Raw genomic sequence first — 19758 nt, 5'->3', positions numbered from 1 at the left:
GTGCCCCGGCTTGAAACGTGGGGGCCGCGCGGCACGGAGCAATCCGGCCCTCGGGGGTAGGCCTCGTGTCCGTGCCTGGGCCTCCCGGTCGTCCCTGGCGCGGAGGCCGCTTGTGGGTTCCTGGACGCATCCCCAACGTGGAGACGGCGCCCACATGGACCCGCATTCGACGATTGCTGAATTCTCCCTGGTGAAGGGCGGGCTGCTCTTCGAAACCGAGCGCCGGCTCCGGCGGGGCCCGCGCAAGCGCCATGACCTGGTGTGGCGGGCGCTGGCCTTCTCGGCGATTGGATGGCTGCCCCTGCTGCTCTTCACGCTGCCGTCGGGCGGTGCGACCGTGAACTCCCTGTTCATGGAGCTCCAGGTCCATGCGCAGTTGTTGATCGCGCTGCCCGTGCTTCTCGTCGCGGAGCCCTACATTGATTGCCGCCTGTCGGCCGCGGTCCGCCAGTTCCTCAATTCAAACCTGGTGGCGACGGATGGCCTTCAGACGTTCGAAGAAGATGCCCGTCGCGTCATGCGGTGGCGGGACAGCTATGTCGTGGAGGCGCTGCTGCTCATCCTGGCGTATGCGCTCACGTTCATCGCCCCCGCCGACGCCAGCCGGTCGTGGACCCTCAGCGGTGACGGGTATTCGATGGCGGGTTGGTGGAACCTGGCCGTGAGCCAGCCCCTGTTCCGGTTCCTGGCGCTCCGGTGGATCTGGCGCGGCGTCGTGTGGAGCGCCTTCCTGCTGCGCGTGTCTCGGCTGCCGTTGACGCTGGTGCCGACACATCCGGACCTGATGGGCGGGCTCGGGTTCCTGCCCCTCTGCCAGGCCAGCTTTTCGCCCGTGGTGTTCTCCCTGGCCGTGGTGGTGGCGGCGTACACGTCCCGGGTGGAGCCCAAGGGTCTGTCGGCCAACCCCGTGGCCTATGTGATTCCGCTGATGGTCATCGCGGCCGGCGCGGTGGTGCTGGTGTTCGCGCCGATGAGCTTCTTCGTGCCCCAGCTCGTGCGGGCGAAGCGCCTGGGTGATGAGGCCTTCTCGAAGGTCGCGTCGAAGCACTCGCGGCAGTTCGAACACAAGTGGTTCCGGCGCGGACCGGAGCCGGAGCTGCTGGGAGCGCCGGAGATGTCCTCGCTTGCGGACATCGGCACGGCCTTCACCCTGGCGCGGAAGATGCGCCTGTTTCCCTGGGACCTGCTGGCCTTGCAGGCCGTGGTGGGCTCGGCGCTGGCGCCGCTGGTCCTGCTCCTGGTGGTGGACCGGCAGTTCCTCGCCGTCCTCAAGTTCATCCACGACGGTCTGCGGTGACGCGGGCCCAGAGTGGCTCCGAGCCCGGTCATCCGGACGCGCGCTCAGAACGTTGCGCCGAGGTTCAGCATGGCGTTGTAGCTGGAGCCTCCCGCGAAGGTGACGTCCGTCACGGGCTGGTTCTCCGCGGGGGGCAGCGTGGGGACGAGCTCCTGGTCGAAGAGGAGGTTGTAGTTGGCGCGCAGGTCCGCGGTGAAGGAGCCCGTGTAGAAGCGCAGCCCCGCGCCCAGCGGCACGGCGCCGGCGGTGTCGTCGCGGTAGCCCAACACTTCGCCGCCCCGGCGGACGTTGTACCAGTTCATGCCGATGCCGCCGAGGAGGTAGGGCTGCACGGGGCTCGCCGTCAGGCCGATGGTGGCCACCGCTTGCCCACCGTTGCGGACGATGTCCGGGGTTCGCGCCAGCTCCTCCAGGCCGCGCAAGTCGATCTTGTTGATGGCGCCGGTGTAGCCCACCTCGATGCCCAGCACGGTGGACGGCTTGAGCGTGGCCGTGGCGCCATACGCCGCGCCGGGGTCGAGGCGGGGCGCTAGCCCACCGCTGTAGCCCTCCACGCCGCCGCCCACGGTGACGGTGAGCCCTCTCATGTTCGCCGCATCCTGGGCCAGGGCCCCACCGCCTCCGCACACCGCGCCCGCCACGACCAGTGCCTGGATTCGTTTCATCTCAAGTGCCTCCGACGGATGGGTTGTTCCGTCAGAAGCTGGGACCGTGGGTCGCCCGGTTCAACCTGGACCAGCCTTGCTCCGCCGCGAGCCCTCCCTCGGGTGCCTGTTGGTGGCGGAGGTGCTGATGCGGATCACGAGACGCCCGCGCATCCTGGGGGCGGACGGGGAGGCGGCGCGCACTCGGCCTTCGCTCAGCGCTCCACCGGGCGGGGGATGTTCGGCCCTTCGTCGATGACCTCCGAGTCCGCCTTGGGCACATCGCGCTCCGGCTTCGGCTGGACTCGCGGCTCATCGCCACCCGGCTCCTCCAGCGTGTCCCACGTCCCCGACTCGTTCGTCACGGATTCGTTCTGTCCGCTGCCACCCGTGGCGGAGTCGTCGTAGACCGTCTCGTCCGACGCGGCTCTCGACTCGCGTTCCTTCTCCGCCGCGGGCTCAAAATACTCACCCGTGCTGTCGGGGTCCTCCTGCCACGCGGCCGACCGCTCGCTGGCGTCGTTGTTCGCGCAGCCCCACAGGGCCAGCATCGAGGCTGTCCCCAGTAACAATCCTTTCATCGCTCTTTCTCCAATTCGTTGTCATTTGAGTCATGCGCGTCTCTTCAAGCTGGGAGGCGCCCGGGGCCGAGGGAATGGTCCTCGCGACGGCGTGACGGAGCGCCGCGTGCTCGTGCGCCAGCACCGCGGGCGGTGGCGCGGGGCGTGGCTGCCCGGCAGGGCCCGGGCCAGTGCCACGGCGATCCAGTTGAACCAGGGGCAGCGGGCCTCTATACAGGGGCGGCGGGCGCCCTCGTGGTGAGGTCGCCTTGCCCGGACGAGGCGCGCCGTACCCGGTCAGGACAAGACGACGCGACAACGGGAGTCGTACGTCATGTCCTGGATTCTCCTCGTCATCGCGGGATTGCTCGAGGTCTGTTGGGCCATCGGGCTCAAGTACACCGAGGGCTTCACCCGGCTGGTACCCAGCGTCCTCACGGGCGGCGCCATCGTCGCCAGCATGGTGCTGTTGGGGCTCGCCACGAAGAGCCTGCCCATTGGCACGGCCTATGGAGTGTGGGTCGGCATTGGCGCGGTGGGCGCGGCCATCATGGGCATCGTGCTCTTCCATGAGCCCGCCACGCCCGCGCGGCTCTTCTTCGTGTCGCTGCTGGTCATCTCCATCGTGGGCTTGAAGGTCACCAGCGGCCGGTAGCTGTTGGCCCGCCGCTGCTGATTTCGCAGGCGCGGTCCCTACGGGAGCGCTACACGTTGGGGCCATGCGCAATGTGTTCCTGGGTGGAGGTCGTCCGAAGCGGCGGAGCCGGTGGCGCTATGCCCTGGGCGTGGTGGGGCTGGGCGCTGGGGTTGGCGCCGTCCTCACCTGGACGACGACGGACGGCCTCCAGTCCCTGGGCGCGCGTGCGGAGGGGGCGCGCCTGGAGCGGATGCAGGCCTCGCCGCGCTACCAGGACGGCGTCTTCCTCAACACCGCCGGTGCCACGCTGCCGCGGAACGGACCGGATTGGGGCACGTTGAAGGAGCTGCTCTTCGGCACGCAGCAGCGCACGCCTCCGTCCGCGCTGCCCATGGAGCGGAACGTGGCCGCGGCGCTGGCGAAGCCGCCGGAGAGCGGTCTGCGTGTGACGTGGCTGGGCCACTCCACGCTGCTGGTGGAGCTTGACGGCTTCCGCATCCTCACCGACCCCATCTGGGGCGAGCGCGCGTCGCCGTCCACCATCGCGGGGCCCAAGCGGTTCCATCCGCCTCCGCTGCCACTGGAGGCGCTGCCGGACGTGGACGCGGTGCTGCTGTCGCATGACCACTACGACCACCTGGACATGCCCACCATCCGGGCGCTGGTGCCGCGTCAGGTGAAGTTCTACGTGCCGCTGGGCGTGGGGGCGCACCTGGAGAAGTGGGGCGTTCCGGCGGAGCGCGTGGTGGAGCTGGACTGGTGGCAGGAGGTGTCACTGGGGGAGGGGGAGCGCCGCCTTCGGATGGTGGCCACGCCCGCGCAGCACTTCTCCGGTAGAGGCCTGACGGACCGCGACAGCACGTCCTGGACGTCGTGGACGCTGCTGGGCCCGCGGCACCGGGTCTTCTTCAGCGGAGACACGGGGCTGACGGAGGAGTTCGCGGAGGTGGGCCGCCGCTTCGGTCCGTTCGACGTCACCATGTTCGAGGTGGGCGCCTTCCATCCGTCCTGGGGAAGCATCCACCTGGGGCCGCATCAGGCGCTGAAGGCGCATGAGATGGTGCGTGGGCGCGCCTTGCTGCCCATCCACTGGGGGACGTTCAACCTGGCGCTGCACGCCTGGGACGCGCCCGCGAACGAGCTGGCGGCCGAGGCCCGCGAGCGAGGCGTGAGCCTGCTTACGCCGGTCCTGGGGCGTCCCGTGGAGCCGACGCGGGAGCGGGCGGACACGGCGTGGTGGAGCACGGTGCGGACGGCGGCTGTCGCTGGCGACACGCCCTGAGGCTCCGCGGAGGACCTGACGTCAGCTGCGCCAGGCGAAGTCCATGTCCGGCGTGAATTTACGCTGAGAAAGCGGCCTCACGTATCCGCGGAGTAGTGGTTTCCCGAGGGATTGCACCCCCGCACGCAGCCGCCCACAATGCGACGCGTCTGGATTGTTGGATGGAGCATCATTCCCCGTTTTGAGCCCGAGTCGGGCACGGCCGGATGCGACTCTCACTCACTCATAAAATCACCCTGGCGCCCATCGTCGTGGCGCTCCTGTTCGTCTTCCTCTCACAGGGCTACACCGTGCCTCGGCTCCAGGAAGCCTTCGAGGCGCAGGGGCGGGAGCTGAGCGGCGCGCTGCCCACGGTGCTCGCCTCCGCGCTGGCGGACGGCATGAAGCGGAGCGCGCACGACGAGGTCCAGCAGACGCTGGAGGCCGTGGCGCGACATGGGGGGCTGGCCTACGTCGCCGCTTTCGACGCGGGCGGGACGCTGGTGGGCGTGGCCGGTGAGAAGGCCCAGGTGCTGCGGGATGCTCGCGAGCAGTTGAAGTCCTCCGTGGGTGGGCTCGTCCTGCGGGATGGAGACACGGAGCTGCAGGACCTGGTGGCGCCGGTTCCGGGTGACGCCGGCTGGGTCCACGTGGGCTTCGACCGGACCCATGCGCGTGGGCGCGTGGAGGGCGCGCTGGCGAACGTGGGTCTCACCGTGCTGGTCGCGCTCCTCGTCTTCGTCGCGGCGGCCTTCATGGTCAGCCGCGCCATCGTGGCGCCCTTGCTCCAGCTCTCCTCCGCGGTGCGCCACATCGCCGAGCACGGCGATTTGCGGCAGACCATTCGCATCGACTCGGATGACGAGGTGGGGCAGCTCGCGCGGGCCGTGGGCTTGCTGGTGGGCAAGCTGAAGGAGCTGCTTCACCAGCTCCAGTCCTCCACGGAGCTGCTCAGTGATTCGGTGTCTGGGCTGTCGGAGTCAGCGGACCAGCAGAATGAGATGGTGACGCGCCACGCGGCCGCGCTGCAGGAGACGCAGGTGACGGCGCAGGAGATTCGCCAGACGGCGATGCTGGCGTCGGGCTCCGCGGAGTCCGTCATCCAGGTGGCCGAGCGCGCCGAGCAGCTGAGCCGCACCGGCGAAGAGGCCGTCTCGGCGAGCATCGACGGCATGGAGGAGGTGCGCAACCAGGTGTCGGAGATCGCCGCGCGTATCACCTCCCTGGGCGAGCGGACCAAGCAGATCAGCGGCATCACCGAGACGGTGAAGGACCTGGCGGACCAGTCCCACCTGCTGGCCGTCAACGCCGCCATTGAAGCGGCGCGCTCCGGGGAGCACGGCAAGGGCTTCGTCGTGGTGGCGAAGGAGATTCGCGCGCTGGCGGACCAGTCCATCCGCGCCACCAACCAGGTCCGGCGCATCCTCCAGGACATCAATCAGGCCATCATCGGCACGGTGGAGATCACCGTCGAAGGCACCGAGCTCATGGAGGCGGGGCTGACGCAGGTCCGCACGTCCGGGGAGACCCTGAAGCAGCTCACCGCCATCGTCGAGGACAGCACCGCGGCGGCGCGGCAGATCGCGCGGACGGTCAGCCAGCAGGCCACGGGCATCGAGCAGATCTTCACCGCGGTCAACGAGCTGAACACCCTGATGACGGACACCGTGTCCCGCATCTCCACGACCAGCGACTCCGCCCTGTCCCTGAAGATGCTCTCCGAGCGCGTCTCCCAGGTCGTCCGGGCCTACGACATCTGACGGCGCCGCTTCGCGCTCAGCCGCACCTCATCGCTCCGGCAGACGCGCACGTGGAGGAAGCGCTGGAGCTGGGAGAGCGCCAGGTCATGGTCGTGGTCGCTCTCCGCCGCGCAGCAGTCGCTCAGCACCGTGAGCGGGTATTCGTGCATGTGCGCGTCATGGGCGCTGAAGAAGACGCACAGGTTGGTGGCCAGGCCCGCGAGGATGAGCTTCCGGGTGCCCAGGTGCTCCAGTAAGGGCACCAGGGAGGTGGCGAAGAACGCCGAGTGCTTGGGCTTGAGGATGAAGTAGTCATCCGGCTTCGGCTTGAGGGCCCGGGCGACGCGCTGGCCCCGGCTGCCTTTGCGGGTGCAGTGGGCGTAGGTGTCGCGGAAGTTGCTGCGCCAGTACCCGAAGTTGTCGTTGACGTAGATGACGGGGACGCCGGCCCGCCGCATCCTCGCCGTGAAGGGGCCCAGGCGCTCCACCATGCGCAGGGCCCAGGGGAGGACCTTCTCCCCGCCGGGGAAGTCCAGGTCGTTGATGACGTCGATGATGAGCAGGGCCGTGTCGGAGCGTTTCCCCGCTGACGTCAACTGCCGTGGCTTCGAGCTTCTGGACTTCCGCGTCACATCCACCCCGTCTTCAGGAGGCTGCCGAGCGGAAGGGTAGGCATGGCTGCGGGGGACGGGGAGTCTCCTCCGTCAGCGCGGCTCGGCCTTCTTGTAGCGCAGGCGCTTCATGGCCTCGAAGCGGGCCCTGTCCTTGGGAGGCGTGGTGGCCACCAGGCCGTCGAGCATGCGCTTCGAGCTCTGGAAGATCTCCTCGACGGCGACCTCGAAGGCGTCGGTGTTCTGCTTCGACGGCGTCCGCGTCCCGGCGATCTTCCGGACGAATTGAAGCGCCGCCGCGCGGATGTCTGCGTCCGTGGCGGGCGGCGCGAAGTTGAACAGGGGCTTGATGTTCCGGCACATGCCCACAGGGTAGAGCGAGTCCGGAGAACTGACACGGACTCCTTGTCAGGGCGTGTCCTTCCCGGCGCCGAAGACCGAATAGAGGACTGGGAGCACCACGAGGGTGAGCAGGGTGGACGACAGGATGCCTCCGATGACGACCGTGGCCAGGGGCCGCTGGACCTCCGCGCCAACGCCGGTGTTGAGCGCCATGGGCACGAAGCCGATGGCGGCCACCGCGGCGGTCATCAACACGGGCCGCAGCCGGGACACGGCCGCCTGACGGATGGCCTCGCCCAGGCCCTGGCCTTGCTCCAGCAGGGCGCGGACCCGTGAGACGAGCACCATGTCCCCCAGGACGGAGACCCCGGACAGGGCGATGAAGCCCACGGCGGCGGAGATGGAGAAGGGCAGGCCCCGCAGCAGGAGCGCGAGCACGCCGCCCACGAGCGCGAAGGGGACGCCCGCGAAGATGCGCACGGCGTCCAGGACACGCTGGTAGGTGAGGTAGAGCAGCAGGAAGATGAGCGCCAGCGCGACTGGCACCACGATGAGCAGGCGCGTCTGCGCGCGCTCGAGGTGTTCGAACTGACCACCGTAGCGGAGGTAGTAGCCCGCGGGCAGCTCCAGCTTCTCGTCGAGTGTGCGGCGGACCTCCGCGACGAAGCCGCCGAGGTCGCGCGCGCTCACGTTGGCCTGGACCACCAGCCGCCGCTTGCCCCACTCGCGCTGGATGGTGGTGGGGCCGGACGTCTCCTTCATGAGCGTCAGCCGTCCCAAGGGAACGCGCTCGCCGCCGGGCGCGGCCACGGGGATGGTGGCGAGCCGCGTGGGCTCCTCGCGGTACTCCTCGGAGAGGCGCACCGCCAGGTCGAAGCGCCGCTCGCCTTCGCGCACCTCGCCGACGATGCGCGTGCCCACCGCTTCCACCACGTCGAGGACGGAGCGGGCGGGAATCCCGTAACGGGCTACCGCGGCCCGGTCCACCGCGATTTCCAGCACGGGCTGGCCCGTCACCTGCTCCACGGTGACGTCGGCGGCGCCGGGAATGGCCCTCACCAGGGCCTCCAGCTCGCGGGCCTTGGCCTTGAGCACGTCAAGGTCATCCCCGAAGAGCTTGATGCCGACGTCGCTTCGCACGCCCGCGATCATCTCGTTGACGCGCATTTCAATGGGCTGGAGGAAGGCCATGCGCATGCCCGGGAGGTCCGCCAGTTCTGCCTTCATCTCGTTCACCAGCTCCTCCTGGGTGGCGGCCCGCTTCCACTTCGCCCGGGGTTCAAGGGTGATGAAGACGTCGGACAGCTCGACGCCCATGGGGTCCGTGGCCACCTCCGCGGTGCCAGACCGCGTCCAGACGCGTCGCACCTCGTCTGGGAACCGGGACAGCAGGACCCGCTCTATCTGGCTGCCATAGCGGATGGATTCGGAGAGGGAGACCTCCGCCAGGCGCACCGTGTTGATGACGAGCGTGCCTTCGGACAGGCGGGGGACGAACTCGCTCCCGAGGCGCGTGGCGGCGAGGGTGGCTCCCACGATGAGGAGCGCGGCGGCCGTCAGCGTGACCCGCGCGTGGGCCAGCGCCCATGCGAGGACGGGCCTGTAGAGGCGCTGGAGCCAGCGCATGAGCCGTGGCTCGGGGTGGGGGCCGCCGCCGCCTCGCTTCAGCGCGAAGGAGGCCAGCACCGGCATCAGCGTCATGGAGAGCACCGCGCTGCCCAGGAGCGCGAAGATGACCGTGAGCGCCATGGGGCGGAACAGCTTCCCCTCCACGCCTTCGAGGGCGAGGATGGGCAGGTAGACCACCATGATGATGAGCTCGCCGAAGAGCGTGGGCTTGCGGACCTCGACGGCGGCATCCCGCACCACCTCCAGCAGGGAGCGTCCGTCCCGGGCCTCGGAGAGCCGCCGCTCCGCGTTCTCCACCATGATGACGGAGGAGTCGACGACGAGCCCGAAGTCGATGGCGCCTAGCGACATGAGCGTGCCAGCGATGCCGAAGCGCAGCATCGCGTTGAAGGCGAACAGGAGCGACAGCGGAATGGCCGCCGCCACGATGAGGCCGGCGCGCCAGTTGCCCAGGAAGATGAAGAGCACCGCGGTGACGAGCAGCGCGCCCTCCAGCAGGTTGGTCCGGACGGTGCGCAGCACGAGGTCCACCAGCTCGGTGCGCTCATAGACGGGCTCCACGCGGACGTCCTTCGGCAGCGTCCGCCGGAGGTCCTCCAGCCGCTGGGCGAGCGCCCTGGTCACCGTGTGGGAGTTTTCGCCCACCAGCATGAAGCCCAGGCCCAGCACGGCCTCGCCCTCGCCATCCGCGGTGGTGGCGCCGCGCCGGATTTCATGGCCCACCTTGACGCGGGCCACGTCCCGGATGCGCACGGGGACGCCGTGGTGCGCCGCGATGACCACGTCCTCGATGGCCTTGCCGTCCGCGAGCACGCCCACCCCGAGCACGAGCGTCGCCGTGCCGCCTCGCTCCAGCACGCCACCCCCGACGTTGGCGTTGTTCTCCTCCAGCGCCCGGTAGAGGTCTCCAAGGGAGAGGTTGAACTGTTGCAGGCGGCGCGGGTCGGCGATGACGTGCCACTGCTTCTCCTCGCCGCCCCAGGCGTTCACCTCCGCCACGCCCGGCACGCTGCGCAGTTGGGGCGCGATGACCCAGTCGTGCAGGGTGCGCAGCTCCTCGAGTCCCTTCGTCCGGCTCTTGACGAGATAGTGGAAGACCTCGCCCAGGCCGGTGGCGACGGGCCCGAGCGTCGGGGGCGCGATGCCTGCTGGCAGCCGCACCCGGCTCAGCCGTTCGGACACCTGCTGCCGCGCGAACCACAGGTCGGTTCCGTCTTCGAACTGGAGGGTGACCTGGGAGAGGCCGAACTTGGAGATGGAGCGCAGCTCGCTGACGCGAGGCAAGCCCGCGAGCGCCTGCTCCACGGGGACGGTGAGCTGGCGCTCCACTTCGTTGGGCGTGAGCGCCGGTGCGACGGTGTTGACCTGCACCTGCGTGGGCGTCGTGTCCGGGATGGCGTCAATGGGCAGCGCCCGGAAGGCGAGCAGGCCCGAAACGACGAGGGCCCCCGTTCCGAGCAGGACGGCCCAGCGGTGGGACAACGACCATTCGATGACCCGGGTGAGCATCGCGGCTACTCGCCTCCCGCCGTCTCGCAGCAGCCCGCGCCGATGGCGTCCTTGAGGATCTCCGTCTTGAGAAGGAAGGCGCCGGTGGTGACGACCTCCGCCCCCGCCGAGAGCCCCTTGACGATCTCCACCTCCTCGCGCGTGCTGGCGCCCAGCTCCACCGCGACGGGCTCGTAGAGCCCTGGCTGCTTGCGCACGAAGACCAGCGTCTGGCCATGTGCGCGCTGGATGGCCGCGTGGGGAACCAGCACCGCCTCATGTTTCGGGGCGACCTGCACCTGGGCCCTGAGGAAGAGCCCGGCCTTGAGGGCGCCGTCGGGGTTGGGCAGCTCGACCCGGGCGCGCACCGTGCGAGAGGCCCGGTCCACGGAGGCGCCCACGCGGGTGAGCGTGGCGTCACGCGTCTGTCCGGGCATGCCTTCAAAGGTGAGGGTGACGCGCTGTCCCGGGCGAACCTGGGCCGCGTCAGCCTCCGGAATCTCCAGCAGGGCCCACATGGTGCTCAGGTCCGCCACCTGGATGAGCGGTTGTCCGGCGGACGCATGGCGTCCGGCGATGGCGTCTCGTGCCACCACCGTCCCCGCGAAGGGCGCCGACAGGGCATAGGTACCCTGTGGGCCCTGGACATTGGCGCCCGCGGCGGAGAGCGCGGCGCGGGCGGCATTGCGCTCGGCCTCCGCGGCCGCGACCTCCGCCTGGGCGGTCTCGACGTCCTTTCGTGCGCTGATTCCGCTCGCGGCCAGCCGCTGCTTGCGTTCGAGCGCCGAGCGCGCCACCGTCAGCCGCGACTGGGCCGCCGACAGCCGTCCCTGGTCCGCGCCCACGGCCCCCGAGGAGACCAGCACCAGTGGCTGGCCCGCCTTCACCTCGTCGCCGACGTCCACGCGGACGTCCGTTATCAGCGCCTCGCTGCGGGCGGACGGCTGCGCCAGCCGGTTCTGGTTGAAGTCGAGCTGCCCGACGACGTCCAGGGTCCGGGCAAAGGGCCGCTTCACCGCGCGGCGTGTCTGGATGCCAGCCTCGCGGGCCGTCTCGGCGGACGCGAGGCGGACGCGTGTGCCCGGCTCGGGGAAGGTGGGGGGCTGGGCACCCGCGGCCTTCACCAACTCCGGGTGGCAGTATGGGCAGACGGACTCCGGGAAGCCGTGCTCCCGGCAGTAGTCACCGGCCTCGATGAACTTCGCGACCAGCGACGGGTTGCATTGGGTGCAGCGAGACTCGGGGACCGCGTGCTCCTTGCACCAATCCTTGGGGGCGGTGTCCCGCGCGGTGAACGCGAGGTCCGGGTTGCATTGGAAGCACTGGGATTCGGGGACGCCGTGTGCACCGCACCAGTCGTCCTGGTCCTTGAAGACGTCGATGAGGTCGGGGTTGCACCGGGTGCACAGCTCCGCGGGGACGCGGTGCTCACAGCGCGCGAGCTCGGACGGGGTGGACGTGCCTCCCGAGGCGGTTGGCGGCGGAGGAGGCGCCTTCGCCGTGGGGGGACTCGCTGGTTGGCTGCAACTGGCGGCGCTCAGTGCCAGCAGCACCGCCAGGACGCTGGGGCCGACTCGGGAGGCACGCATCTACTTCACGCCCTTCTTGGCGAGTTCCGGGTTGCAGAGGACGCACTGGGATTCGGGCCGCGCGTGCTCGGGGCACCAGTCACCCTTGGCCTTGAAGACGGGGGCCAGCTTCGGGTTGCAGCGGGCACAGAGGCGCTTCTGGACGCCGTGCTCGCAGCGCGGCTTCTGCGACGCGGCAGTCTGGGCGGGCTTGCTCTCGTCGGCCAGGACGGGGGCGGCGAACAGGGACAGGACGACGGACAGCGTACGCAGCGAGTGCATGGTGAAGCGCTCCTGCCGGGGCGCGCGCCCACGGCGGTGGTGGTCCGCGCGAAGGTGCGCGGGAAGGTCGGACAGGGCTTGGGCGGAGCGGGAGGACGTGCGGGCACATCCGGCCACGGCCCTCGCCAAGACACACGTCTCCCGTGAAGGGCGGTGTCAGGCTTTGGGCGGCTGGAAGATGTCGGTCCCCACGCCGGAGAGCGTGGGCTCATCCACGCGCGAGGGGATGGGCAGCGGCCGGGGCGGCGGGATGAATCGCGCGATGGGTGACGCGGGACCGGGGGCGGCCCTCAGCGGGCAGCACACGCACAGCACGCAGCTGGGCGAGCAGTCCTCGCACTCGTCGGAGGACTCTTCCGCGCAGTCGTCGTGCACGTCCGACGCCAGGGCCAACGTCTGGAAGACGCCGCCCGTCATCAGGACGAGGAGCACGGCGAGGAATCGCAGGAGGAACTGCATCCAGGACCGGCTTATTAAAAGGGGCCTGTCGGTGTCAATCCAGCGGGTGTGACTCGCGTATCAAGCGTTCCAGCAGCCGGCGCATGGCGCGGGCATTCCAGTCCCGGGGGCCGGAGAAGCGGGCGACCTGGCGGCCGTCCACCACGAGGACGCTGACGGGGAGCTGCTCCACGCCGAACGCGCTGCCGGCCTGCTTGCCCGTGTCCAGGCGCAGGTGGAGCGTCGTGGGCGGAGGCCCTTCGAAGAAGGACTCCACCGCCTGGGGTGTCTCGTCATGACTGAAGACCACGACCTGGAGGTCCTCGGGAGGCGCCTTGGCCAGGGCGACGAGCTGGGGCGTCTCCTGCCGGCAAGGGGGACACCACGTCGCCCAGAACACGACGAGCACGGCGCGGGAGGGCGGCACGTCCGCGAGCGCGGGCGCAGCCTCGTGGAGCCGGACATAGGCTGGCGGTGGCTCGCTCTTGCAGGCCCAGGCCAGTGGCGACAGGCCGAGCAGGAGCATGCTCAAGGCGACGGAGGGGCGCATCCAGAGGGTGATACCTCAAGACGCGGCGCCTGCCATGCGGGACTGGGGCCAGGCCGGAGCCCACGAGGGAGCTCCGGCCCGGTGGCGTTCAACGGTTAGAGCTTGGCCGCCGTCGCGCTGAAGGACGCGCAGGCGGCGGGCACCGCGAAGCCGTTGGTGGGCGCCGTGCTGCCGGAGCTGCCGGACACGGCGTTGCTGCCCAGGCCGAAGGCGGCGAAGGCCGTCCACAGGCGGCAGACGTCCTCGCCACCGTGCAGGGTGGTGGCCGCGGTGATGATGCCGTCACGCACCTGGGTGAAGGTGGGGCTGCACGGCGTGTTCTTCAGGCCCTGGGTGAAGTACAGCATCATGCGCTGGTTCCCCGCGGTGCCCGTGGCGTTGTACAGGTTGGAGTTGAAGCCGTGGTGGTTGACCAGGGCCCAGTAGGCCTCCCACATTCCCTGGGCGAACACCGCGCCCACGCCGTGCGGAACCGCCATGCCGTTGATGCTGGCGTAGGTCCAGGTGTTGACGGAGGGGCTGGTGCTGTAGCGCTGGGGGCGGATGCCCGGGCCCGTGGTGGGCTGGTTCAAGGCGTAGGTGCCCACGCCGCGGCCCTGCGCGCCGGTGTCCGTCGCCTTCGCGGTGTAGAAGAGCGCCAGGAAGTCGCTGATGCCCTCGCCCGGCTGCTGGCGGTTCGACAAGCAGGACACGTTGCTGGGGCCACCCACGAGGCGGTTGGAGATGCCGTGGCCGAACTCGTGGACGATGATGCCGGCGTCCAGGTCTCCGTCCTTGTTCGGCGTCACCGTGTTCCAGCGGTACATCTGCATGCGCGGCCGCTGGCCGTCCGGCGGGGTCAGGAAATTGGCGTTGTTCATGCCGCCGCCGTCCTGGGCCTCCGCGCGCACGTCGTCGTTGCCCACGCCGCCCCGGCCGTAGTTGTTGACCTGGAAGTTACCGGAGCGCTCGTCGAAGCCGTACTGGTACTGGACGTCGTGGATGATGTTGTTCCAGTAGAACAGGTTGGTGACGGCCGCGGGGATGTACGTGGACGGCGCGCCCGTGAGGGTGATGGGGAAGCTGCAGGCGAGGGACGCGGTGCAGTTGGGCTGCGAGGCGGGCGGCTGGCCGTTGTTGTCGGTGTCCTCGTAGGCGTGGACGTTGTTGCCGCGGAGGGTGGTGTACTCGGCGCCAGCCGCGCCGTTGGTGTCGTGCCAGCCGTAGGGCGACGCCGTGGTGTTGGCGGGGTTGGTGACCAGCACGCGGCCGTCCGACGGCGGCAGCGGCGTGGTGTGGTTGGGGCTCTCCACCGGCATGGGGTAGACGCGGTAGGTATCGGCGGCCACCCAGTCGAAGCGCGTCCACACCTCGCCCGTGGACGCGTCCACGGTGACGTCGTAGGCGTGGTCGCTGTCCAGGGTGTGGACCTGGAAGCGCCACACCAGCCGGGCCTCACCTCGGCGGACCGGCAGCACCGCCAGCTCCGCGTCGATGGGCTCGGTGGACAGGCCCTCCACCGCCACGCGCGTGCGCTGGCGCGCGCCGGGCTCGGCCTTCAGGGCCTCCGGCGCCGCGGAGATGCGGACGCCCAGGTGCTTCGCCAGGCCCACCACCGCGTCCGCGGCGCTCAGGCGGGGCGTGGTGCCCGCGAGCGAGGACTCCAGGGCCGGGAGGAAGTCGCTGTGCACGCTGAGCACGCGGCCATCGCGGTCCACGTTGATCTGGAGCTGGCCGTTGTAGACGGGCAGGCCCCGGTACGTCTGGCGCAGGTACAGGTTGGTGATGCCGCTCACCTTCGAATAGACGCGGTCCGTCACCTCGAGGTTCGCCAGGTCGTTGAGCCCCAGCCCGAGCGCGTCCCGGTGCTTCTGGACGAAGTCCAGGCCAATGGCCATCGGGTCGCCGCTGCGCGGACTGGAGAGCGCACCCACCGGATTGGTGAGCGAGCGCACCAGGCCGTTGGACTCGTCGAACTCCACCATCAGCTCCGGCACCGTCTGCCTCAGCGCGGCCTGGCTGGACTTCTGGGCAGACGAGACGCCAAACCGAGCCTGCGCGTTGTAGGCATCACGCGCATCGTAATTGCGAACGCCTTCCTCCGAATGGACTGCCATTGCGGCAGAACCCGAGAGGGTTCCCACGAGAAACACCGCATGAAAAAGGCGCCTTCGGTAAGGACCTGAGGACATGTCGTGCTCCTGCACTGCGGGTTGACCGCGCTCTCTGGGAGCTGCGGTGCTGGCACGGCAGAAAGCATACTTTGAGTGAAAATAGCAAATCACCAGCTAGTCTGGAATTCTCCGGTTTTGCGCGACGAATTTGCACAGTCCCGCAGTATGACAAGCAATGGCGCTGTCATGTCTTTTGAGTGTCAATCATCTAACGCGGTGCGATGAGCAGCGATTGGCCGCGAAAGCAGGCGCGACAGCATCGCGCTCACGGAGCGCACGGGGTGGGCGCCGGGCTCGGGGATGCGCGCCGTGAGCAGGGCCGCGCCCAGGCGGGCCACCGAGGACAGCACGAAGAGCACGTGCAGGTTCACCCAGACCTGGCCTCCCAAGGTGAACTGGGTGGGCAGCGCGGCGGCGATGGCGCCTCCCAGGGCGGCCGCGGCGGCATAGGCCAGGCCGCCGGCGGTGGCGAAGGCGGCCAGATAGAAGGGACGGTTCTTCCGGGGCGCCACCGCCAGGGGCAGCTCGAAGATGGCCAGGCCGTGGCCGCTCCACAGCGCCCCGGCGAGGAGGACGTCGAAGAGCAGGGGCCACAGCGTCCCCGCGGAGGGCAGCAGCCACAGGGCGGGGATGGCGGCGATGCCCAGTGAGCACGCCATCAACACGGGCTGGGCGCCGCAGCGGTCAATCGCGCGGCCCCAGAGCGGCGCCGTCAGGATGCGCACGCCCGCCACCGCCGCGGCGTGCAGCGCCATGACGACGAAGGTCATCTGGAGGTTCTGGAGGCTGTGCAGCGCGAAGAAGGGCGCGGACACCCCCACCGCCGCGTTCCAGGTCACCTGGTAGGTGAGCACCCGGCGCGCGTTGTCATCCCTGAAAGGGACCAGCGCGCCCTTGAGCTCCAGGGGCGGGGTGGTGCCCGGGGGCGCCGGGTCGTGCTGCGAGGCCATGAACAGGGTGGTGACGATGCCCATGACGCACGCGCCCAACGCGAGCAGGGGCAGGGCCACGCCCACGCCGCCCGTGGGGCGCAGCCGGTCCATCAGCAGGCCCGCGCCCAGGGAGGCCAGCGTGCCCGCCAGCGTGGTGAGCGCGGTGCGGCGTCCGAAGAAGCGGCCCCGGACGGCGCGGGGCACCAGCTCTCCCATCCACGCCACCCAGGCGTTGTTGCCCACCACGCTCAGCGCGGCGGAGCCGCCGGCCACCGTCAGCAGCAGGCGCTGCTGGGATTCGAAGGGCAGGTCCAGCCACGGCAACACCGCCAGGGGGAACATCACCACGCGGGACAGGCACACGGCGGTGAGGGCCACGCGCCGGTGGCCGAAGAGGCCCGTCAGCCAGGCCGCGGGGAACTGCACGAACTGCGCGAAGAAGGGCAGGGCCGTCATCACCCCGACGAGGAAGGGCCCCAGCTTCAGCGCGATGGCCCACGCGGTGAGCACCGTCGCGCCCGCGCACGCGGTGAAGACCTCCGAGAACATGCCCTCCACCACGGAGACACCCAGCGTCCGGCGCAGCCGGCCCTGCTGGGGGCGGACCTGCGGCCCAGGCCCGTCCGCGGGCGGTGCCCCCAGGAGCGGCGCCGTCGAGCCGGGCAGGGACGCGCCGGGCCGGAACAGCGGAACCGCTGAAGCGAGGGAGGCGAAGCTGAAGCTACGGAGGAACTTCCGGCGGAGGGCTGCGCGAGTCACAGGTCGCTTTCTGTCGCACGCGCCGCCGGGCCCTCTCAATCCTCCGCGGGTGAGCCCCAGGGTGCCCGGCCGCTCTCCAGGCGGGAGCGGCGCGGCTGTCCCACATGCTCCGGCACCCGTCCGCGCCCGGCTGCTGGGCGGCGCTGGAATCAGGTGCAGTTCAAGCGGTCTTGAACTATATGAACGAACGAGGAGACGGCGCACTATGGATCTGGCTCGGGAGCTGACGGATTTTCTGGGGGCGGTGGAGCAGCGGCTTGGCAGCACCCTGGTGGATGGCGATGCCGGTCCGGACGTGAAGGGCGACACGCTGATGGAGGCGGCCCGCCACCTCTGTCTGGGCAGCGGCAGCAAGCGCGCGCGCCCCATGCTGACGCGGCTGTTCGGCGGCGCGGTGGGGGTTCCGGCGGAGCGGCTGGTGGACGTGGCCGTGGCCGCGGAGCTCATCCATTCCGCCAGCTTGCTGCACGACGACGTGGTGGACGCGGGCATGTTCCGCCGGGGCCGGCCCACGGTGAACGCGCGCTGGGGCAACATCGTCGCGGTGATGAGCGGCGACCTCATCCTGTCCACGGGCCTGCACCAGCTGTCCCTGCTGGACGCGCGGCTGACGCGCAGCGCGCTGTCCATCGTCTCCGAGATGACCCGCGCGGCCATCGCCGAGGTGGAGGCCCGCGGCGACCTGGACCTGCCGCTCAACCGGCTGCGCTTCATCGCCGAGGGCAAGACGGGCTCGCTGTTTGGCTGGTGTGGCAACGCGGCGGCGACGCTGGCGGAGCACCCCGAGGCGGTGGAGCGCTTCGACGGCTTCGGGCGTCACCTGGGCGTGGCGTTCCAGATTGCCGACGACATTCGCGACATCCTGGGCACGGACGTGGGCAAGCCGCGTTATGCGGACGTGCACTCGCGCACGCCGTCCATGCCCATCCTCCTGGCGGTGGCCAAGGATGAGTCGCTGCGGCGCAAGCTGAAGGACGCGTGGGCGTTCTCCGCGATCACGCCGGAGCGCACGAAGGAGATTGGCGCGGCCATCGAAGCCACGGGCGCGGTGGACGCCTCCATGGCGCGGATGAACGTCGAAATCGAGGCGGCGCTCGACAAGCTGGGCCACTTCGCCAAGGAGCCCGCGGGCGCGGAGCTGGTGAGCTGGGCGCGGCGGCTGTCGGACGGCATCGCCGAGCAAGTCCAGGGGCGCGCCGCATGAAAGGCTACCTGTGGACGGGGGGACCCGGTAGCGCTGCCTCGGAGGCGCCGCCAGCGGAGGGCCGGCTGGCGCCCTGGGAAGCCATCGCGGTGGACGCGGTGGGCAACGTCATTGAGTTCTGGGGGTTCAAGCGCAACCAGGGCCGGGTCTGGGCCCTGCTGTACCTGCGTGGTGAGCCCCTGACCGCGGGTGAAATCGAGCGGGAGCTGGACCTGTCCAAGGGCGGGGTCTCCATGCTGCTGCGCGATCTGGAGCGCTGGGGCGTCATCCAGCGCGTGCGCCTGCCCCAGGACACCGTCTGGCGTTACGGCGCGGAGAACGATCTGGTCCGCATGGTGACGCACGTCATCGAGGAGCGCGAGGCGGGCTTCGTCGCGCGCATCCGCGCCGACCTGGCGGAGGCCCGGCGGCTGGCCGAGACGCAGGATGGGCTGTCCCCGGAGCGGCTCCAGCGGCTGGAGAAGATGGCCACGCTGGCCGAGCACGTGGAGCGCGCGCTGCGGCTGTTCATCAAGACGTCCCGGCTGGACGTGTCCGGTGTGCTGTCCGTGTTCCGGGACGAGGCCACTGGGTCGCGCCGGGGCTCGAAGTAGCCTGGAGGAGGGTCGGACATGGATTCGCACTACGATCAGGTGATGAAGGCGCGTGCGGGGGCGGACCCGTCGGCCACGCGCCTGTACTTCGCGTACTCGACCATCCTGGACCGCGCCGCGTTCGAGGAGTGGCGCTCACAGCACAGCTACGACTTCTTCGAGTTGCCCGAGGGGCGGCTGGCCGAGGCCCTGGATGTGGACCTGGTCTATGACTTCCCGTCGCGCTGGTGGGGCGGGCGTGTCGCGGGGCTGGCGGACTCCGCGGGCCAGAAGGTGTACGGCCGCCTGTTCGAGATTCGCGGCCAGGACTGGCCCATCATCCAGCACAAGGAAGGCTTCGTGACGAGCATGTGCGTGGAGCGACCGGTGCGCGTGCGGGTGGACGGTCAGGAGCTGGAGGCCACGGCCTTCGTCACGAATCCACGGCGTGCGTCGGCGGAGGGCTCCATCAGCCCCCGCTTCGTGGACGCGCTGGTGCGTGGCGCCCAGTCCGCGGGCCTACCGGCGGACTACGTGGAGCGGCTGAAGCGCGGCGAGTAGCCGGCGCGGGCACTCCGTAAGCCCCCGGACAGAACGCGGCGGGGTGCCTTCCCTCCGCGCCGGGAGTGCGCAGCTTGGGCCGCGCGTATGTTCTTCTTCTTTTCGAACCGGCTCGGCTGTATCGGCAGCATCCTGGTGTCCGTCGCCCTGAGCGCGGTGCTCTACTTCCTGTTCATGCGCTGAGGCCGGCCCCTGGGCTCGGCTCACGGCTGGCCGTGCCACAGGTCGTCCGAGTCCTCGGCGTCCAGCGGATGGATGGTGATCTCGCGCCCGTCCTTGTCGGGCGTGCTGCGCACCGCCTCCGTCTCGTCCGGCGTTCGAGGCGCCCGCTCCGAGAAGCTGTCGTTCTGGAGGTGGCGCTGACGCTGCTCACTGGTCCCGCCGTACCCCTCGCTGATCTTCTTCTTCGTCATCCCCGTCCTCCTGGTGAGTCGATCGCCCAGGAGTAGGCTGGGGTCGAATGAAGGAGGGAGCAAGCGGCGGTGCCTGCTCGCCTGGTGTGCGGGCGGTGTGTCGGAATCCCGCCGGGCA

General features: G+C 70.0%; 19 protein-coding genes and 1 riboswitch. Of the genes, 7 read left to right on the top strand and 12 right to left on the bottom strand.

The features are described from left to right. The first annotated feature begins 154 nt into the window (after positions 1-154). On the top strand, positions 155-1297 hold the full coding sequence (locus HV824_RS04905; RefSeq protein WP_176422773.1) for a hypothetical protein: 1143 nt from the start codon (positions 155-157) through the stop codon (positions 1295-1297). Between the two features lie 44 nt (positions 1298-1341). Here HV824_RS04905 and HV824_RS04900 read toward each other — a convergent pair whose 3' ends face one another. Then, on the bottom strand, positions 1342-1962 hold the full coding sequence (locus HV824_RS04900; protein ID WP_176417367.1) for a hypothetical protein: 621 nt from the start codon (positions 1960-1962) through the stop codon (positions 1342-1344). Positions 1963-2156: 194 nt separating this feature from the next. Beyond that, positions 2157-2522 (bottom strand): hypothetical protein, encoded by a 366-nt coding sequence (locus HV824_RS04895; RefSeq protein WP_176417368.1) that lies wholly within the window; start codon positions 2520-2522, stop codon positions 2157-2159. A 232-nt stretch (positions 2523-2754) separates the two neighbouring features. Then, positions 2755-2818: riboswitch (guanidine-III (ykkC-III) riboswitch) on the top strand. 17 nt (positions 2819-2835) lie between these two features. On the opposite strand from HV824_RS04895, the gene sugE reads away from it, so the two are divergent. From sugE to HV824_RS04880, 3 genes are all read left to right on the top strand, one after another. Further along, complete coding sequence (sugE, locus tag HV824_RS04890) at positions 2836-3156, top strand: quaternary ammonium compound efflux SMR transporter SugE (protein ID WP_176422772.1); 321 nt, start codon at positions 2836-2838, stop codon at positions 3154-3156. A gap of 64 nt (positions 3157-3220) precedes the next feature. After that, a complete protein-coding gene (locus tag HV824_RS04885; RefSeq protein WP_176417370.1) occupies positions 3221-4420 on the top strand; it encodes an MBL fold metallo-hydrolase in 1200 nt (399 codons plus the stop codon). Positions 4421-4626: 206 nt separating this feature from the next. Beyond that, positions 4627-6159, top strand: coding sequence for a methyl-accepting chemotaxis protein (locus HV824_RS04880; protein WP_176417371.1), 1533 nt, complete (start codon positions 4627-4629; stop codon positions 6157-6159). Here HV824_RS04880 and HV824_RS04875 read toward each other — a convergent pair. The 9 genes from HV824_RS04875 to HV824_RS04835 form a co-directional block, all read right to left on the bottom strand. After that, complete coding sequence (locus tag HV824_RS04875; protein WP_217917103.1) at positions 6147-6734, bottom strand: cysteine hydrolase family protein; 588 nt, start codon at positions 6732-6734, stop codon at positions 6147-6149. The genes HV824_RS04880 and HV824_RS04875 overlap by 13 nt on opposite strands. A 108-nt stretch (positions 6735-6842) precedes the next feature. Beyond that, entirely contained in the window at positions 6843-7112 is a 270-nt protein-coding gene (locus tag HV824_RS04870) for a DUF2277 domain-containing protein (RefSeq protein WP_163782009.1), read from the bottom strand. Between the two features lie 45 nt (positions 7113-7157). Beyond that, the gene (locus HV824_RS04865; RefSeq protein ID WP_176422770.1) at positions 7158-10229 is read right to left on the bottom strand and encodes an efflux RND transporter permease subunit; all 3072 of its coding nucleotides are present in this window, start codon (positions 10227-10229) and stop codon (positions 7158-7160) included. Between the two features lie 5 nt (positions 10230-10234). Next, on the bottom strand, positions 10235-11797 hold the full coding sequence (locus HV824_RS04860) for an efflux RND transporter periplasmic adaptor subunit (RefSeq protein WP_176422769.1): 1563 nt from the start codon (positions 11795-11797) through the stop codon (positions 10235-10237). Continuing rightward, positions 11798-12058 (bottom strand): hypothetical protein, encoded by a 261-nt coding sequence (locus HV824_RS04855; protein ID WP_176417375.1) that lies wholly within the window; start codon positions 12056-12058, stop codon positions 11798-11800. A 156-nt stretch (positions 12059-12214) separates the two neighbouring features. Then, positions 12215-12517 carry a hypothetical protein gene (locus HV824_RS04850; RefSeq protein ID WP_176422768.1) on the bottom strand — a complete coding sequence of 101 codons (303 nt, stop codon included), beginning with the start codon at positions 12515-12517 and terminating at the stop codon, positions 12215-12217. 34 nt (positions 12518-12551) lie between these two features. Then, entirely contained in the window at positions 12552-13046 is a 495-nt protein-coding gene (locus tag HV824_RS04845) for a TlpA disulfide reductase family protein (protein ID WP_176422767.1), read from the bottom strand. 95 nt (positions 13047-13141) lie between these two features. Then, positions 13142-15142 (bottom strand): M36 family metallopeptidase, encoded by a 2001-nt coding sequence (locus HV824_RS04840; protein ID WP_255207769.1) that lies wholly within the window; start codon positions 15140-15142, stop codon positions 13142-13144. Between the two features lie 257 nt (positions 15143-15399). Then, on the bottom strand, positions 15400-16890 hold the full coding sequence (locus HV824_RS04835; protein WP_176422765.1) for an MFS transporter: 1491 nt from the start codon (positions 16888-16890) through the stop codon (positions 15400-15402). A 205-nt stretch (positions 16891-17095) separates the two neighbouring features. Here HV824_RS04835 and HV824_RS04830 point away from each other — a divergent pair, with 205 nt between their 5' ends. Genes HV824_RS04830 through HV824_RS04820 form a run of 3 tightly spaced genes read left to right on the top strand, consistent with a single transcriptional unit; the run spans position 17096 to position 19227 of the window. Beyond that, positions 17096-18094 (top strand): polyprenyl synthetase family protein, encoded by a 999-nt coding sequence (locus tag HV824_RS04830; RefSeq protein ID WP_176422764.1) that lies wholly within the window; start codon positions 17096-17098, stop codon positions 18092-18094. Beyond that, positions 18091-18687: a GbsR/MarR family transcriptional regulator gene (locus HV824_RS04825; protein WP_176417381.1), complete on the top strand. Its 597-nt coding sequence runs from the start codon at positions 18091-18093 to the stop codon at positions 18685-18687. The genes HV824_RS04830 and HV824_RS04825 overlap by 4 nt, the downstream gene beginning before the upstream one ends. 18 nt (positions 18688-18705) lie before the next feature. Next, a complete protein-coding gene (locus tag HV824_RS04820; protein ID WP_176417382.1) occupies positions 18706-19227 on the top strand; it encodes a gamma-glutamylcyclotransferase in 522 nt (173 codons plus the stop codon). A 203-nt stretch (positions 19228-19430) separates the two neighbouring features. Here HV824_RS04820 and HV824_RS04815 read toward each other — a convergent pair whose 3' ends face one another. Beyond that, positions 19431-19640 carry a hypothetical protein gene (locus HV824_RS04815; RefSeq protein ID WP_176422763.1) on the bottom strand — a complete coding sequence of 70 codons (210 nt, stop codon included), beginning with the start codon at positions 19638-19640 and terminating at the stop codon, positions 19431-19433. Positions 19641-19758 lie beyond the last annotated feature (118 nt).

The sequence above is a fragment of the Myxococcus sp. AM009 genome (genome assembly GCF_013372605.1).
In the GTDB taxonomy this organism is placed as follows: Bacteria; Myxococcota; Myxococcia; order Myxococcales; family Myxococcaceae; genus Myxococcus; species Myxococcus vastator.
This window is presented reverse-complemented; position numbering and strand designations above follow the sequence as displayed.